The 16,153-nt window shown below is 42.5% G+C and carries 13 protein-coding genes and 1 other annotated feature; of the genes, 12 read left to right on the forward strand and 1 reads right to left on the reverse strand.

All coding sequences use genetic code 11. The annotated features are described in order from the left end of the window. Positions 1-646: 646 nt before the first annotated feature. From DXA60_RS12290 to DXA60_RS12340, 11 genes are all read left to right on the forward strand, one after another. A complete protein-coding gene (locus DXA60_RS12290; RefSeq protein ID WP_199536223.1) occupies positions 647-1,621 on the forward strand; it encodes a substrate-binding domain-containing protein in 975 nt (324 codons plus the stop codon). Between the two features lie 91 nt (positions 1,622-1,712). After that, positions 1,713-2,828 (forward strand): phosphate/phosphite/phosphonate ABC transporter substrate-binding protein, encoded by a 1,116-nt coding sequence (locus DXA60_RS12295; protein WP_117921619.1) that lies wholly within the window; start codon positions 1,713-1,715, stop codon positions 2,826-2,828. Between the two features lie 187 nt (positions 2,829-3,015). Next, a complete protein-coding gene (phnC, locus tag DXA60_RS12300; RefSeq protein ID WP_006855404.1) occupies positions 3,016-3,777 on the forward strand; it encodes a phosphonate ABC transporter ATP-binding protein in 762 nt (253 codons plus the stop codon). After that, positions 3,777-4,598 (forward strand): phosphonate ABC transporter, permease protein PhnE, encoded by an 822-nt coding sequence (gene phnE, locus DXA60_RS12305; protein ID WP_117921621.1) that lies wholly within the window; start codon positions 3,777-3,779, stop codon positions 4,596-4,598. The genes phnC and phnE (DXA60_RS12305) overlap by 1 nt, the downstream gene beginning before the upstream one ends. 14 nt (positions 4,599-4,612) lie before the next feature. Beyond that, entirely contained in the window at positions 4,613-5,422 is an 810-nt protein-coding gene (gene phnE, locus DXA60_RS12310) for a phosphonate ABC transporter, permease protein PhnE (protein WP_117921623.1), read from the forward strand. Positions 5,423-5,510: 88 nt separating this feature from the next. Next, positions 5,511-6,998, forward strand: a complete 1,488-nt coding sequence (locus tag DXA60_RS12315) for a bifunctional metallophosphatase/5'-nucleotidase (RefSeq protein WP_117921625.1) — start codon at positions 5,511-5,513, stop codon at positions 6,996-6,998. Positions 6,999-7,047: 49 nt separating this feature from the next. Next, positions 7,048-7,256 (forward strand) — a binding site (T-box leader). Positions 7,257-7,310: 54 nt separating this feature from the next. Beyond that, the gene (gene thrS, locus DXA60_RS12320) at positions 7,311-9,086 is read left to right on the forward strand and encodes a threonine--tRNA ligase (protein WP_117921627.1); all 1,776 of its coding nucleotides are present in this window, start codon (positions 7,311-7,313) and stop codon (positions 9,084-9,086) included. A 187-nt stretch (positions 9,087-9,273) separates the two neighbouring features. Further along, on the forward strand, positions 9,274-10,674 hold the full coding sequence (locus tag DXA60_RS12325; protein WP_243006874.1) for a methyl-accepting chemotaxis protein: 1,401 nt from the start codon (positions 9,274-9,276) through the stop codon (positions 10,672-10,674). A 137-nt stretch (positions 10,675-10,811) separates the two neighbouring features. Next, on the forward strand, positions 10,812-12,785 hold the full coding sequence (locus DXA60_RS12330; protein WP_117921629.1) for a bifunctional metallophosphatase/5'-nucleotidase: 1,974 nt from the start codon (positions 10,812-10,814) through the stop codon (positions 12,783-12,785). 13 nt (positions 12,786-12,798) lie between these two features. Further along, positions 12,799-13,590: a hypothetical protein gene (locus DXA60_RS12335; protein WP_243006875.1), complete on the forward strand. Its 792-nt coding sequence runs from the start codon at positions 12,799-12,801 to the stop codon at positions 13,588-13,590. 12 nt (positions 13,591-13,602) lie between these two features. Beyond that, positions 13,603-13,920 (forward strand): hypothetical protein, encoded by a 318-nt coding sequence (locus tag DXA60_RS12340; protein WP_117921633.1) that lies wholly within the window; start codon positions 13,603-13,605, stop codon positions 13,918-13,920. A gap of 19 nt (positions 13,921-13,939) precedes the next feature. On the opposite strand, the gene DXA60_RS12345 is transcribed toward DXA60_RS12340, so the two are convergent. Then, entirely contained in the window at positions 13,940-15,007 is a 1,068-nt protein-coding gene (locus DXA60_RS12345; protein WP_117921634.1) for an LCP family protein, read from the reverse strand. 423 nt (positions 15,008-15,430) lie between these two features. Between DXA60_RS12345 and DXA60_RS12350 the strand changes: the two genes are divergently transcribed. Beyond that, positions 15,431-16,123 carry a response regulator transcription factor gene (locus DXA60_RS12350; RefSeq protein ID WP_117921636.1) on the forward strand — a complete coding sequence of 231 codons (693 nt, stop codon included), beginning with the start codon at positions 15,431-15,433 and terminating at the stop codon, positions 16,121-16,123. Positions 16,124-16,153: the final 30 nt, after the last annotated feature.

Consider the following 16,153-nt stretch of genomic DNA (forward strand, 5'->3'; position numbering starts at 1 on the left):
GATTTTAAGCATATTTCCATTCGTGCGAATATCAAAAATTCACACCCACGCCCCCAGATTTTGAGATGAACCGCCCACCCAAATGGTGTTCATAACCTGACGGCTGGGATCTTGCGCAAAGTCGAAGCTAATTTTGTGACTTTGGGAGAAAATTAGAAAATCTTAGTGTGTCTGTAGATACACAGTGATGTTCTGCCACGGATGGCAGAACAAGGCTTCACGAGCCACGGATGGCTCGTTGAACGCCGGTCACGTCACTCCGAGAAAATCTAACTCAGACACACTTAGACTTTTCTTATTTTCGTACAATGGAACCAAAATTAACTCCGGCTTTGCGCAAGATGCCATTCACAAGCCTATGAAACACCATTTGGACGGGCGATTTATTTCATAAACAAACCATCATGTGTAGGACAGCTCGAAAAATTGCAGCCAGGATTTTAACACAGCATCAGCAAAAGGGAAAAACAGGTTCAGATTCCAGTAAAAGGGAGAATATTTATCAGCAGAATTAATAATTTTTATTAACGTACCTGATAGATATTCTCTCTTTTGTATAAACTGGGTAAAATTTTAGTAAAACTTTACTAAAGCTATTGAAATCTGTAAAATCGTGAAATATAATGCAGAAGAAAGGCGTGATTATATGGCAACAATCAAAGAGATTGCTAAGCTGGCACATGTGTCGGCGGCAACGGTGTCGAGAGTGTTGAATCAGGATGAGACATTATCAGTGACACCTGAGGTAAAAAACCAAATAATTAAGATCGCTCATGAGTTGAAATATGTCCCGCCTAAGATGCGTCATGCCAAACGAGACAGACAGATCGTCATCGGAGTTGCGGACTGGCATATCGTAAGAAGAGACAGGCCGGATGTGAGTATTACTTCGGCGGATATTTTATCCGGAAGTATTGCACAGAAAGCAGATATTGTATTTTTACGTCTGGTTTACGGAGAGGTAAAGCAGGTGGACGGTATCATTGCATTTGGTTTATTCTCGGAAGTGGAAGTTGATTTTTTACGATCACTAAGCACGGAGATCCTGTTTGTTAATTCAGATAAAAAGGATTATGAGTTTGATCAGATCCTCATGGATTACGAGCAGGGATTAAGCGATATGGTGCATTATCTGATGGACGAGAAGGAGTATCGCAGCATTGGTTATATTGGCGGAATATATGAAGATGATATCGTGCGTATCGGAGAGCGTCGTCTGAATGGATTAAAGCAGATCCTGCAAAACAAAGGCTGTTATCAGGAAGGCTATTTTAAGGTCGGAGAGATCAGTCATGAGAGTGGATATTTGCTCACGAAGGAAATGCTTCTGACAGATGAAGTGCCGGAAGTTCTTATTCTGGGAAATGATGAGGTCGCAGAGGGAGCATTAGAAGCGGTCAAAGAATTAAAATACCGGATTCCAAAAGATATTGCGGTGGTGATTTACCGTGATATTGAGACACTTTCGACGAAATATCCGACGTATACAAGTCTTCGCATGCTGCCTGATATTGTATGGACGACTGCCATAAAACTTCTTTTGGAGCGGATTTTAGATGGCAGAAAAGATACGATGAAGGTGTATCTGCCAACAAAGCTCGAACTCGGAGACAGTGCCTGATCATTGGCCGGACAATTTCTGAAAGAGCAACAACAAAAGTGTGCACGCCTGCATGGAAATAGATGCAGGAGAGAGAGGAGAACATTTCATTATGAAGAAAAAAATTGCTATGTTACTTGCAGCAGCATTATGCATGGGTACATTTGCAGGATGTGGAAACAGCGCATCAAACAACAGCAGCAGCGCAGCAGATAATAACACGACAGATAATACGGTAGCTGCAACAGAAAATTCTGACGCGACAGCTTCTGCTGACAATGTAAAAATTGATACTTTAAATGTATACTTCGTTCCGTCCAGAGATCCGGACGAGATCGTAACTGCAACAGAACCACTTGCAAATTTAATGCAGACAGAGTTAGCAGGCTTAGGATATGACATCGGAGAAGTTAAGATCACAGTTGGTACAACCTTTGAGGCAGTAGGTGAGGCTCTTGCAGCAGGAACAGCAGATGTTGGATTTATCCCGGGCGGTACCTATGTACTTTATGATGATGGAGCAGATGTGATCTTAACAGCAACCAGAGATGGTTTAAATAAAGACTCTGACAATCCAGCAGACTGGAATGATGGACAGCCTACAGAAGGCATTGACAAACAGGCAGTTTCTTACCGTGCATTATTTATCGCAGGTCCTTCTGATAAAGGACAGGAACTTGCTGATAAAGTAAACTCCGGCGAAGAACTTACATGGGATGATTTAAACAGTGCAAACTGGAGTGTTATGTCATCTTCCTCACCGGCAGGTTATATTTACCCGGCTTTATGGTTACAGGACAGATACCAGAAAGGTATTACAGATCTTTCTTCTGCAGTACAGTCTGATTCCTACGCAAGTGCATTTGCAAGACTTGCTTCCGGACAGATCGACGTACTTGTAACTTATGCAGATGCAAGACGTGACTATGAAGAAAGCTGGACAAGTGAATTTGGTCGTACAAAATCTATCTGGGAAGAGACAAATGTTATCGGTGTAACAGATCCGATCTACAATGATACAGTTTGTGTCAGCAAGACATCTCCGATCATGGATGACGGCTTAAAATCAGCAATCCAGACAGCACTCATCAATATCGGTAACACAGAGGAAGGTAAGGCAGTTATCTCTATCTACAGCCACAACGGATATGAGCCGGCACAGTCTTCTGATTATGATAAAGAGAGAGAAGCACAGAAACTGATCCAGGAATTAAGTGCAGCAAACTAATCGTTACTGGAACGTTTGACAGGGAGTGGACAGTAACAACGAAATAATAACAGGCAGTATGACGGGCAGCAGGAGGGCTGCTGCAGAGCCGGGAAACCGGCTTTGCGGCAGCCTTTCAATGAGTATACACCTATAAAAAACACACACCATAAAAACAGCAGGTGAAAGAAAGGTTTGGTTTAAATTTATGATCGAGTTTAAGGACGTATCGAAGGTATATCCGAACGGGGTAGTGGGACTGGACAATGTCAATTTAAAGATCGAACAGGGTGAATTTGTAGCGATCATCGGTCTTTCCGGTGCAGGAAAGTCCACGTTACTGCGGACGATCAACCGTATGCATGACATCACATCAGGAACTCTGACGGTGGATGGATTAGAGGTTAAGAACTTAAAAGGAAAAGAGCTTCGTACTTTCCGCAGAAAGATTGGAATGATCTTCCAGTCATTTAATCTTGTCACACGAACAACAGTAATCCGTAACGTATTGATGGCAAAAGTGCCGGAGATGCCTTTCTGGAGAGTTCTGCTTGGTGTGTTTAAAAAGGAAGACAAAATGCAGGCACTTGAGAGTCTGGATAAAGTCGGTATTCTGGATAAAGCATATATCCGTGCAGACCAGCTTTCCGGTGGGCAGCAGCAGCGTGTTGCTTTAGCGCGTACACTTGCGCAGAATCCGGAGATTATCTTAGCAGATGAGCCGGTTGCAGCACTTGATCCGGTAACGGCAAAACAGGTTATGAGTGATTTCAGAAAGATCAATCAGGATATGAACATTTCAATCCTGATCAACATCCATCATGTGGAATTAGCACTCGAATATGCAGACCGCATTATCGGAATCCGTGCCGGAAAGATCGTCTATGACGGACCTTCCGAAAATGTGACACAGGACGTGTTGAACACAATTTACGAAGGAAAGATTCCGGAGAAAACGGAGGAAGCGTAATGGGATTATACGATAAAATATTTAAACCGAAAAAACTTGTGCTTGCCAACGGCAAGGTTGTGGAAGAAAAATGCTCCCGTGCACCGCTTATCATTCTTCTGGTTCTGATCGCAACATGGATCTCCGTAAAGGTTACTGGTTTTTCCATGACAACGCTTGTGACGAGAATCCGGTATTTCTTTGATATTTTAGGACAGATGTTTCCACCGAAGGTTGGTTATATTTCAAGCATCTGGGGACCACTTTTTGATACGATCAAAATGTCACTGCTCGGCTCTTTTGTGGGTGGTGTGCTTGCGATTCCTTTTGCGATTTTCGCATCCAGCAACCTGATCAAAAATAAAGTTGTGATTGGTGTAGTCCGTGTGTTTTTAAGTATTGTGCGTACGATCCCGACACTGGTTGCTGCCCTGATCGCAACTTATATCTGGGGACTTGGTACGATGGCAGGTACCTTTGCAATCGCAGTATTTACCTTTGCTTATGTTGGAAAACAGTTATACGAGATGATCGAGACGGTCGATATGGGGGCATATGAGGCGATGGAAGCCATGGGTGCAGGAAAGGCGTACTCCTTTATTTCTGCGATCATGCCGCAGGTACTGCCGGCATACATGTCTGTATGTTTATTCTGTTTTGAGGGAAATGTGCGTTACGCAGCAATCCTGGGATATGTTGGAGCAGGCGGACTCGGTCTGATCTTAAATGAAAAGATCGGCTGGCGTGAGTATGACAGTGTAGGAATGATTCTGATCGTTCTGTTTGGTACAGTTCTTATTATTGAAGCAATCAGCCATTATATCAGAAAGAAATTAACGTAGGAGGAACCGGCAAAATGAATGAATCAATCAAAAAAATGTACGAGCAGGAACCAAAGACCTGGTACGCAAAGATCATTGTGGCTTTGATTGTTGCAGCACTTCTTGCATGGTCACTTTCTACGGTTCAGTCTACCGGATCAAACGGAAGCGGACTTTCCGTCGCAGGAAAGATCATCAGCGGAATTTTCCACCCGGATACGAATTTACTGTTTGACCTCTCCACATCCGGTGTTGCTTATCTGTTACTGGAAACCATGTGTATCGCATTCTTAGGAACGATCGTCGGTGCAGTATTATCCATTCCGCTTTCTTTCCTTGCGGCAGCAAATCTGATGCCGAAGCCGGTTGCACTGATCTTCCGTGTATTTATTATGGCAATCCGTACGATTCCGGCATTTGTATACGGACTTATGTTTATCCGTGTGACAGGACCTGGACCATTTGCCGGACTGCTTACCATGTCACTTTGTTCGATCGGTATGATCAGTAAAATGTTTATCGAGAGCATTGAGGATCTGGATACTAAGATTCTGGAATCCTTAGATGCAGCAGGATGTACGATGTTCCAGAAGATCCGTTACGGTATCTTATCCCAGTTGTTCCCAGATTTTATGTCTACTTTGATCTATCGTTTTGATATGAATTTAAGAGATGCAACAGTACTTGGTCTGGTTGGTGCCGGTGGTATCGGTGCACCGCTTATCTTTGCGATGAGTGCATACAAATGGAATCAGGTAGGAGCAATTCTTGCCGGACTGATCGTACTGATCTTAATTATTGAAGTTATCTCATCAAAGATCCGTACAAAATTAGCAAGGGGTTAGTAGTGCGAAAAATCCATATATGAAAGATTTTACGCATACAAATTTGAGTCGCATACTCAAATTTGCAGGTTATTGAAAGGGATAAAACATGCAGCAGAAAAAGTTAAAAATTTATTTTACCTCAGATGTGCACGGATATTTTTATCCGACGACTTATGGGGATATGGATGTAAAACCGGTAGGACTTTTTGGCTGTGCGGCAGATTTTAACAAGGATGATGAGACACTCATCATAGATGGCGGAGATATTTTACAAGGCTCCGCCTTTGCTTATTACTGCCGTCAGGTTGCAAACTCTCCGGAAGTGATCGCAGATATTATGAACGACTGCGGATACGATTATTATACACTTGGCAATCATGACTTTAATTACGGATTAGATTATCAGGCGGCATATCGCAATAGAAATAACGGTGTATGTGTGTGCCAGAATATCATGGATGAGGAAGGAAACACCCTGTTTCCATGGAAACTTCATACGATGAAAAACGGATTGCGCATCGGTATCGCTGGTATTGTAACGGATTATGTAAACATTTGGGAAAAAGAAGAAAACTTAAAAGGAATCCATATTACAGATCCTTTTGAGGCAGCGAAGAGGGCACTTGCCCAGATGAAAGAGCAGACAGATCTTACGATCTGCATCTATCACGGAGGTTTTGAGTGTGATTTAGAAAGCGGAGCGGTGCTTTCTAAGACGACTGAAAATGTGGGTTACAGGATCTGTAAGGAACTGGATTTTGATATCTTACTGACCGGACATCAGCATATGTCTGTGCATGGAAGAGAGCTGTTTGGAACTTATACAGTACAGCCATGTGATAATGCAAAAGAATATCAGTATCTGGAGGTCACCGTGACAGAGGATAAAAAGAGCATCAGGTCCGAATTGCGGCAGTCAGATCCCACAAAGGGGGCTGGGCTTGCAGATAAATACCGTTCTACGGAAAATTCCGTGCAGGCATGGTTAAATCAGCCAATTGGTCATTTGAGCCGTGCAATCATGCCGGAAGAAAAGGTAAAAATGGCATTGTATGGCTCACTGATCGCCGATTTTTTAAACCGTATCCAGCTTCATTTTTCGGGAGCAATGTTATCGTCCGTCGGTCTGGCAAATGAAATCGCAGGTTTCCGCAGTGAAGTGAGCACACGCGATATCATAGCCACTTATCCATATCCGAATACACTTGTGGTCTGTGAGATCACGGGTGCACAGCTAAAGACAGTAATGGAGCGCAGTGCAGAATACTTTGCATATGATAACGAAGGAAATGTCTGTGTTTCCGACAGCTTCCTGGTTCCAAAGGTGGAACATTATAATTATGACTATTATATGGGTGTGGATTTTGAAATCAATCCAAAAAACCCGGTCGGAAGCAGGATCGTGGGGCTTTCAAGAGACGGAAAGCCGGTTTTAGATGAAGATAAATTTACATTATGCCTGAATAATTACCGTTACAGCGGTGCTGGTGGATATGATGTTTACACAGAATGTCCGCTGGTCAAAGAAATCAATGTGGAGATGGTGGAACTGATCATGGATTATTTCCACGAATATCCATATATTGAGGTGTGATGTACGAAAGAATAAACTTGACAGAATGCATTCTATGAAATAAAATCAAAGAAACGCATTGAAGAGAAGAGTACTGATCGGAAATTTTAAAGAGAGAGATACATTTTGGTGTGAGTATCTTAAAATGGAACTTCAGGAAGACCACCTCTGAGCGGCCCTAATCCGGTCCGGTGATTCCGTTATCATCAAAATGAGTGATTTTCCACATGGAGATAAACGGGGTGGAACCGCGGATAAAAATGTTTATTCGTCCCTTATACAGATACGTTGTCTGTATAAGGGACTTTTTAGTTTAGGAAAAGGAGATTAATCATGGTAGATTTTAAAGAAGACGAGAGACTGAATACGCTCAACCATTCCTGTGCACATGTGATGGCACAGGCAGTAAAACACTTATATCCGAACGCAAAGTTCTGGGTAGGACCTGTTGTAAAAGAAGGATTTTATTATGATATCGATCTTGGCGATACTGCTGTCAATGATGATGTGATCGCAGCGATCGAAAAAGAGATGAAAAAAGTCTGCAAAGAAGGTAAAAAGATTTACAGACGTGAGATCTCAAAAGCAGAAGCATTAGAGCTGTTCAAAGATGATGAGTACAAGCTTGACTTAATCGATGGTTTAGAGGATGGAAATATTTCCGTATACGATCAGGGCGATTTCACGGATCTCTGCCGTGGACCGCATGTTGACAATACCAAATTATGTAAAAACTTTAAACTGATCAAATATTCCGGTGTTTACTGGAAAGGTGATGCAAATAACCATGTAATGCAGCGTATCTACGGTGTATGTTTCCCGACTGCAGAAGAGTTAGAGGAGCATTTAAAACTCTTAGAGGAAGCAAAAGACCGTGATCACAGAAAGATTGGTAAAGAGATGCACCTGTTTATGTCTGACGATCTGGTTGGACGCGGACTTCCGATGTTCCTTCCAAAAGGATACACGGTATGGCAGGAACTTGAAAATTATATCAAAGCGAAAGAGCGCAAACTTGGTTATCTTCACGTTATGACACCTTGTGTTGGTACCGTAAATCTTTATAAAACTTCCGGTCACTGGGATCACTACAAAGAGAATATGTTCCCGGCAATGGAAATGGAGGGTGAATCTTTTGTACTCCGTCCGATGAACTGCCCGCATCACATGATGATCTATGCGAACAGAATGCATTCCTATAAAGATCTGCCGATCCGTATCGGCGAGATCGCACATGACTTCCGTTTTGAGGCAAGTGGAACCTTAAAAGGTATCGAGAGAGGAAGACATTTCTGTCAGAATGATGCCCATCTGTTTGTAACACCGGAGCAGATCGAATCTGAGTTTGCAAAAGTAGTAGAACTGATCTTTGATACTTACAAAGATTTCAATATCACAGATTACCGCTGTGTACTCTCCTTAAGAGATCCGGAAGATAAAGTAAAATATCATGATGACGATGAGATGTGGAACAACGCAGAGAATGCACTCCGTAAAGTACTTGACGATATCGGTATCGAGTATACAGAAGAGATCGGCGAGGCTGCTTTCTACGGACCAAAACTTGATGTTAATGTAAAACCGGCGATCGGTAATGAGTATACACTTTCAACCTGCCAGTTAGACTTCTGTCTGCCGGCAAAATTCAACCTGTCTTATATTGACAGCGACGGAACCAAGAAAACACCGGTTGTTTTACACAGAGCGATTTTAGGTTCTCTCGATCGTTTCATGGCATACATTTTAGAGGAAACAAAAGGCAACCTGCCGTTATGGTTAGCTCCGGTTCAGGCTAAGATCCTTCCGGTCAAGAATGAGGATGAAGAACTTAACGCATATTCTCATGACTTATATAAGTATCTGGATGACAACGGAATCCGTGTTGAGATCGATGAGAGAAACGAGAAACTCGGCTACCGTATCCGTGAAGCACAGATGGAGAAAGTGCCGTATCTGTTAGTACTTGGTAAGAACGAAGCAGCTGACGGAACCGTAAGCTACAGACTGCATGGAGAGCAGAATTCCACCACAGTTTCCAAGGAAGATTTCCTTGCACTGTTAAAAGAGGATATCCGCACAAAGAAGATCAATCCTGCAGCATTAAAATAAACAGAAATATGAAAATGCGGTGTGTCCGGCAGGATGTGCCGCATTTTTTCAGTCAGACAGGAAACAAAAACCTGATAAATAAATTGTCAAAGATGTATATTGTAATCAAAATTAAATGATAGTAGAATGGTATTAATATAAAATCGTTTATGAGAATAAATCAGAAAGAACAAAGGAGGATATTGATGTGACCCTAAGTGGAAAAGTATCATTAAAGGTAAAAATGACGATTCTGATTATTGAGATTTTAATAATCGGATTATATGGAGTAGTTGTCGGAGCAAAAAATATGGGTACTATCCGTAATGATGCGATCACCAGCATGGAAGAATATGTAAGTGAGGAACACCCGGAATATTCCCAGGAAGAAATACAACAGGAACTGCAGCCGATATTGCAGAAAATGCAGCAGGAAAAGAAAGCAAAACAGGATCAGTTTTTCTATTTTATGGTTATTATGTGCATACTCACGGATATATGGGTACTGTATCTTACATTCGACATTACATCAGGCGTCAAAAGATCTGCGCTGTTTGCCGAAAAAATGGGACAGGGCGATTTTACGCAGCGTGTGGATGAAAAATACCTGAAACGTGAAGATGAGATCGGTATTCTTGCACGCAGCATCCGTGACATTCATCACAATATGAGACATCTGATCGGCTATGTACAGCGCGAAGCGGATACATTGGATGAAACGGTTGGAACAGCAGAGGCGGCACTGGCAAAACTTGCGGACGAGATTGACAGTGTATCTGGTATCACGCAGGAACTTGCAGCCGGAAATCAGGAGACCGCAGCAGCTGCACAGGAAGTGAATACGATGTCCGGAGAGATTGAGGAAGCTGCAAAAGGAATTGCAGAGCATGCACAGGAGGGAAACGGAAAAGTTGACGAGATCCATACCAGAGCGGCTGATACGAAACAAAAGATCAGTGCAAGCCGTGCAAATATCAGGAAAGTGCATGGGGAAATCAATGACAGCTTATCGGAAGCACTTGAAAATGCAAAAGTCGTGGAGCAGATCGGTGTTCTTGCGGAGTCCATCATGGGAATCACTTCTCAGACAAATCTGCTGGCTTTGAATGCATCAATTGAAGCCGCAAGAGCCGGAGAGGCGGGAAAAGGATTTGCAGTTGTTGCAGATGAGATCCGTAATCTTGCGGAGCAGTCGGCGAGCACGGTCGGGAATATTCAGGAAGTGACAGAGCGTGTCCAGACAGCAGTTGCAAGACTGACCACAGATGCAAAACGTCTGTTAGAGTTTGTGGGAGGAGACGTCACGGAGAGTTTTGATGATTTTGAAAAAATGGCAGATGATTATAATGAAGATGCAAACTATGTTGAAGAACTTGTAACGGATTTCAGCGCGGCATCCGAACAGCTTTTAGCTTCGGTCAGCGGAGTGGTTGCAAACATTCAGGAGGTAACGAAAGCTGCAAATGATGGTGCGGCAAGTACCGGAAGCATTGCAGAGCGTGTTACCAATGTTGACAGACAGGCAGAAGATATGCGTGAACTGATGAAACAGACGCAGGAGGCATCTTTGATGTTGAGGAAGGACACAAAGAAATTTACGGTTGCATAGACAGGATCAATCTATTGTAAAAAATATTTTGGATAAAGTAAAAATTAGGACTGCACCACCATTTACTAATTTTAAAAGTTCAAGTAAAATATAAGTAAAAAAAGCAAAATTATGCTTTGTAAGACAGGGAGACTTATATGTTACGGGAAAAGATCAAAAATTGGAAAATGGGACTGGCTGCAGTCCTTGTTTTTGTTCTGGTTTTGGGAATGATGGGGATGTCCGGCAGTGTGAAGGCGGCAGACCAGACGGACTCTAAAATGATTGATATCATGTTTGTGCATGATACACATTCCCATCTGAACAGTTTTTCAACGGTAGTGGACGAAAAACAGGAAATGATCGGCGGGTTCGCAAGGATCAAGACGCTGATCGATGAACAAAAGGAGAAAAATCCGGATACATTAGTAGTGGATGGTGGAGATTTTTCCATGGGAACGCTGGTGCAGACCGTTTTTGAGACACAGGCGGCAGAGATTCGGATGTTAGGGGCACTGGGCTGCGAGGCGACAACACTTGGCAACCATGAATTTGATTATCGTTCAAAGGGACTTGCTAAGATGCTTGAAACCGCGGCGGAAAGCGGAGATACCGTGCCGGAGCTTCTTGTCTGTAATATCAACTGGGATGCCATGGAACAGCAGGGACTCTCAGAAGGACAGCAGCAGATCCGTGATGCATTTACGGAATACGGTACGAAAGATTATGTGATGGTGCAAAAGGGCGATGTCCGGGTGGCGCTGCTTGGCGTATTCGGAAAAGATGCACTGGCATGTGCACCGACCTGTGAACTGCAGTTTACGGATCCGGTGGAAGCAGTAAAAAAGACTGTAGCTGAAATTAAGAAAAACGAAGATGCGGATATTATCATCTGTCTTTCCCATAGTGGAACTTCAGAAGATGAGTCAAAGTCAGAGGATGAAATTCTTGCAAAAAAAGTGCCGGATCTGGATGTGATCATCAGTGGACATACGCATACAAAACTGGAGGAGCCGATTGTACATGGGGATACCTATATCGTTTCCGCAGGGGAATATGGCAAGTACTTAGGTTCCTTATCGCTGGAACAAAAGGATGATGGGCGATGGAGCATGAAAGAATATCAACTTACTCCAATCGAGACAGATATTGCGGAAGATGCTGCAACACAGGAAGAAATCAATTCTTTTATGGCGACGGTGGATACCGATTATCTGGCACAGTTTGGGTTTACGAGAGAACAGGTACTTGCGGAAAATGATGTAGCATTTGACAGCCTGGAGGATCTCTACAACATCCATACCGAGCATAATCTGGGGGATCTCATCGCAGATGCCTATGCTTATGCGGTCACAAACAGTACGGATTATAATGGCACTCCCGTGGATGTGGCGATCGCGCCGAGTGGAACGATCCGTGATACCTATACAAAAGGAAACATTACGGTGGAGGATGTGTTTAATTCGTTTTCACTTGGAATCGGTGCGGACGGTGTGCCGGGGTATCCGCTGATCGAAGCATATCTGACAGGAAAAGAGTTAAAAACTGTGGCAGAAATCGACGCATCCGTGTCTGATCTGATGACATCTGCACGTTTGTATATGTACGGTTTGCAGTTTACTTACAACCCGCATCGTATGATCTTAAACCGTGTTACCGATGTGTATCTGCTGGATGCAGATGGCAATCGCAGGGAGTTAGAAGATGATAAAATGTATCGCGTGGTGGCAGATCTTTACAGTGGGCAGATGCTGTCTGCGGTGACGAAAACATCGTATGGACTGTTGTCTGTTGTGCCGAAAAAGGCAGATGGAACACCGATTGAAAATTTTGAAGATGTGATTTTGACAGATAATGGCGGGGAATTAAAGGCATGGACGGCGATCGCACATTATATGGAGTCGTTCCCGGATGAAAATGGAGATGGAATTGCGGATATTCCACAATATTATGCCGGATTGCATGAAAGAAAAGTGGTAGATGATTCGTCTGATCTCATAAAATTAATAAAAAATCCGAATAAATATGCCGTCATGATCGCAGGAATCGTATTGATCGCTATTTTACTGGTTGTTTTGCTGATACGGTTAGTGTTAAAATTAGTAAAATATCGAACAGGAAAAAGTTTATAGGTTATTGAAAGGCATGGTTATTAACATGAGTGCGCAGGACAGAACAGAAGAAATTTTAAGACAGATGCATATACTGCTTGCAGGCAGTGAGTCTTATGACGGTATTGGCAGTAAAATTATCCTTGATAAAAAAAGAATGTTAGAACTGCTTGCTGAGTTAAATAAGGCTATCTATGCCATGATGGATGAGTACGAACTGACGACACAGGGGAAAGACCGTGCCAGACGCGAGGCAGCGAAGATTGGGGAAGATATCTTAAAAGATGCCAGTGGAAAAGCAGAGGATGTGTATGCTGCGTCCGTTATGTATACAAATGAGGCACTGCGGCATGTGCAGGAGATCATGCAGAGGGCGACAGATGCCATGCAGGAGATTTATAAGGATGCCAATGAAAAGCTCCAGAAAGAAAAAGATATTGTAAGGCGTGATCAGTCAGATCTGAAAGGGCATCTGCAGAATCTTGCCGATACGGATAAATATTTAAATTTGATTGAGGATCGCAACCGTGAGATTGAGAAGGAAAGAGCGAAAGAAAAGGGTGAGATGGAGCCATCCCCTTATACTGCGGTCAAACCGGAGATCAGAATCAATCAGGAGTATTTTGAAAAAGCGGGAATTGTGCCGGAAAATGAACAGGTGGAAGAAATTCCGGAAGATACCCGGGAGGAAAGTACTCCGAAAGCGGAAGTAAATGTAAATGTCAATCTGGATGCTGAGTATTTTCACTGGAAAGAAGGCGAAGAACATTCCGGTGAAAAGAAGCCGGAAAAACATTCTTTTTTTTCAAGACATCATAAAGATTAAAAGGAGAACGTGATGTTAGAAAAGCAGGAGAAAAAAGAATCTCACAAAAAATGGGAAAATCTATATGTTTTTACGGGACGGAAAAGTGACCTGACAACGATGATTTCCATTGCAGTCATAAATCCGATGATCCTGTATGTTTTTATCGGGTATGTGGCAGGCAAAAAGATCAGCCTGTCAGCGTTGTTTCTTATTATTGACGGAGTATTGTTTTTACAATGGGGACTGCTGGTAAAAAGACGCAAAAGAAAGCTGGAGATGCCAATACAGGGAGAGGCAGAACGAATGGATGCCATCAGGAAAAAAATAGATGAACTGGATAATGACTGACAAACAGAGGGAGACAGCCTTAATGGCCGTCTCCCTGTTTATATCCTGTATTGGAAATGATCTGCTGACTGTTAGAAAGCACGGTTGCAGATGGTGTGTAATTGTTATCATCAAATAAGAACTGATGTAATTGTGTGACGTTAGAGGCAAGATCACATGGAATAACAACATCACCGATCTTATCGTATTTGTGTGTTGTTTTTTCATATGGAAAACCGGTTGTATCGCCAATGTTATAACTGAAAATTTTTGCAGCAAGGGCAAGCAGATCCGTGTTAGAAAAACTTGTCTGAATATCTCCGAAAGCTGCGTTGATCAGTTTGTTGAGTGTCAGAATATTGGATTTCTGGGCTTTTTGCATCATTGCAGTTAAAACGGTACGCTGACGTTCTGTTCTGCGGTAGTCATCACCGCCACCATAACGGATTCTTGCGTAGGCACATGCCTGTACACCATCTAAGGTGTAAGTTCCACCGGAAGCCGGTGGGGTGGAATTGTGGCCGGTCAGCTCATTTAACTCTCTCATATAACCGGTCATCAGGCTTGCCTCATCGTCTGTGATCGTGATATCCACACCGCCTAAAAGGTCGACACATTCGATGATCGCATTAAAATCGACAGTTACATAATCTGTGATCGCAAGGTCAAGATTTGTATTCAGCATGGAGAGTGCCTGTTCCGGGCCGCCTTTTGCGTATGCTGCATTACATTTCTGATAAGTACCGCTGCCAGTATCTAAATAAGAATCGCGGTAGACGGATACCAGATTGATCGTATGCTGTTTTGTATCAATGTTCGCTAACATGATGACATCGCTGTTTCCCTTGGAGAGACTGCCATTGGAACGATTGTCAAGTCCGAAGAGAGCGATCGTTTTGTAATGAGCCATCGATTCTTTTGTCTCATCGGAGAGGTCATCATTGATGGAGACATCGTTCATGTCTAACTTATTTTTTTCAATTTTAGATAATTTGGTTGTGATAAAAAGGGCAATGGCGAGGAGCAGAATGATCACAAACTCCAGAATAAGGAGCATGATCTTTTTCTGCTTCCTGCTTTTGCCTGCAGTGTGCACATTTTTTTTCATAAGAATCCTCCATTCCTGCGCTGTCTTTTTAATAAAAACAACGTTTTTATTTGCATATCAAGTTTGTGCGTAAGCACAAATCTTGCGTGTGAAAAATGTATTTTTTATACTATCCTCCATTTTGTGTAAAACTCTTTGTATTTACAGGAAGGATGTGGAAAAGTCACGGACTTCCTGTCTATACCAGTGTGGGTACGAAAGATATCATAAGGCGGTTGTACTTTTGATGCAATAAAGTATTTCTTAAATTTGAGGTAAATTTCTTAAATTAAATTAAGAAATGTGGGAAATACTGCATATGCAGCAGCAATTTAAAGGAATATTAAGAAATCCGCTCTATAACAATTTAAACTTTCCTGTTAAAATAAATGTAAAATCTGGTGTAATACTTAAAGTAAGACACAAAAAGAAGCGGAGGTTCTTATGCAGACAATTTTAGTGTGTGATGATGATAAGGAAATCGTAGAGGCGATCGAGATATATTTACAGCAGGAAGGATACCATATTTTAAAGGCGTATGACGGTGAGGAAGCATTGGAAATCTTAAAAGAGAATGAGGTTCATCTTCTGATCATGGATGTGATGATGCCGCGTCTTGACGGAATCCGTGCAACTTTAAAGATACGTGAGGAAAGCAGTATCCCGATCATTATTTTATCCGCAAAAACGGAGGATGCAGATAAGATTTTAGGTCTTAATATAGGTGCAGATGATTATGTGGAGAAACCGTTTAATCCTCTCGAACTGGTAGCAAGGGTCAAATCGCAGTTAAGACGTTATACCCAGCTTGGAAATGCGGCAGAAAACAGCGCATCTGTGTATACAGTGGGAGGATTGTCGATCAATGATGACTTAAAAGAAGTTACGGTGGATGGCGAAGTTGTAAAACTCACACCGATCGAGTATAACATTCTTCTGCTTTTAGTCAAAAATCAGGGAAAGGTATTTTCTATTAACCAGATTTATGAGAGCATCTGGAATGAGGATGCGATCGGGGCAGATAATACGGTTGCAGTGCATATCCGGCATATTCGTGAAAAAATCGAGATCAACCCAAAGGAGCCGCGTTATTTAAAGGTTGTGTGGGGTGTTGGATATAAGATTGAAAAGAACTGATTCTGGGGAGATTCCGTGCGCTGGTATATA

The organism is Roseburia sp. OF03-24 (assembly GCF_003463035.1).
Taxonomy (GTDB): domain Bacteria; phylum Bacillota; class Clostridia; order Lachnospirales; family Lachnospiraceae; genus Roseburia; species Roseburia rectibacter.

Excerpts from the sequence above, each read along its gene's own strand:
- DXA60_RS12290 (WP_199536223.1), top strand. The coding sequence starts at position 647 with ATGGCAACAATCAAAGAGATTGCTAAGCTGGCACATGTGTCGGCGGCA.
- DXA60_RS12295 (WP_117921619.1), top strand. The coding sequence starts at position 1,713 with ATGAAGAAAAAAATTGCTATGTTACTTGCAGCAGCATTATGCATGGGT.
- phnC (WP_006855404.1), top strand. The coding sequence starts at position 3,016 with ATGATCGAGTTTAAGGACGTATCGAAGGTATATCCGAACGGGGTAGTG.
- phnE (WP_117921621.1), top strand. The coding sequence starts at position 3,777 with ATGGGATTATACGATAAAATATTTAAACCGAAAAAACTTGTGCTTGCC.
- phnE (WP_117921623.1), top strand. The coding sequence starts at position 4,613 with ATGAATGAATCAATCAAAAAAATGTACGAGCAGGAACCAAAGACCTGG.
- DXA60_RS12315 (WP_117921625.1), top strand. The coding sequence starts at position 5,511 with ATGCAGCAGAAAAAGTTAAAAATTTATTTTACCTCAGATGTGCACGGA.
- thrS (WP_117921627.1), top strand. The coding sequence starts at position 7,311 with ATGGTAGATTTTAAAGAAGACGAGAGACTGAATACGCTCAACCATTCC.
- DXA60_RS12330 (WP_117921629.1), top strand. The coding sequence starts at position 10,812 with ATGTTACGGGAAAAGATCAAAAATTGGAAAATGGGACTGGCTGCAGTC.
- DXA60_RS12335 (WP_243006875.1), top strand. The coding sequence starts at position 12,799 with ATGGTTATTAACATGAGTGCGCAGGACAGAACAGAAGAAATTTTAAGA.
- DXA60_RS12340 (WP_117921633.1), top strand. The coding sequence starts at position 13,603 with ATGTTAGAAAAGCAGGAGAAAAAAGAATCTCACAAAAAATGGGAAAAT.
- DXA60_RS12345 (WP_117921634.1), bottom strand. The coding sequence starts at position 15,007 with ATGAAAAAAAATGTGCACACTGCAGGCAAAAGCAGGAAGCAGAAAAAG.
- DXA60_RS12350 (WP_117921636.1), top strand. The coding sequence starts at position 15,431 with ATGCAGACAATTTTAGTGTGTGATGATGATAAGGAAATCGTAGAGGCG.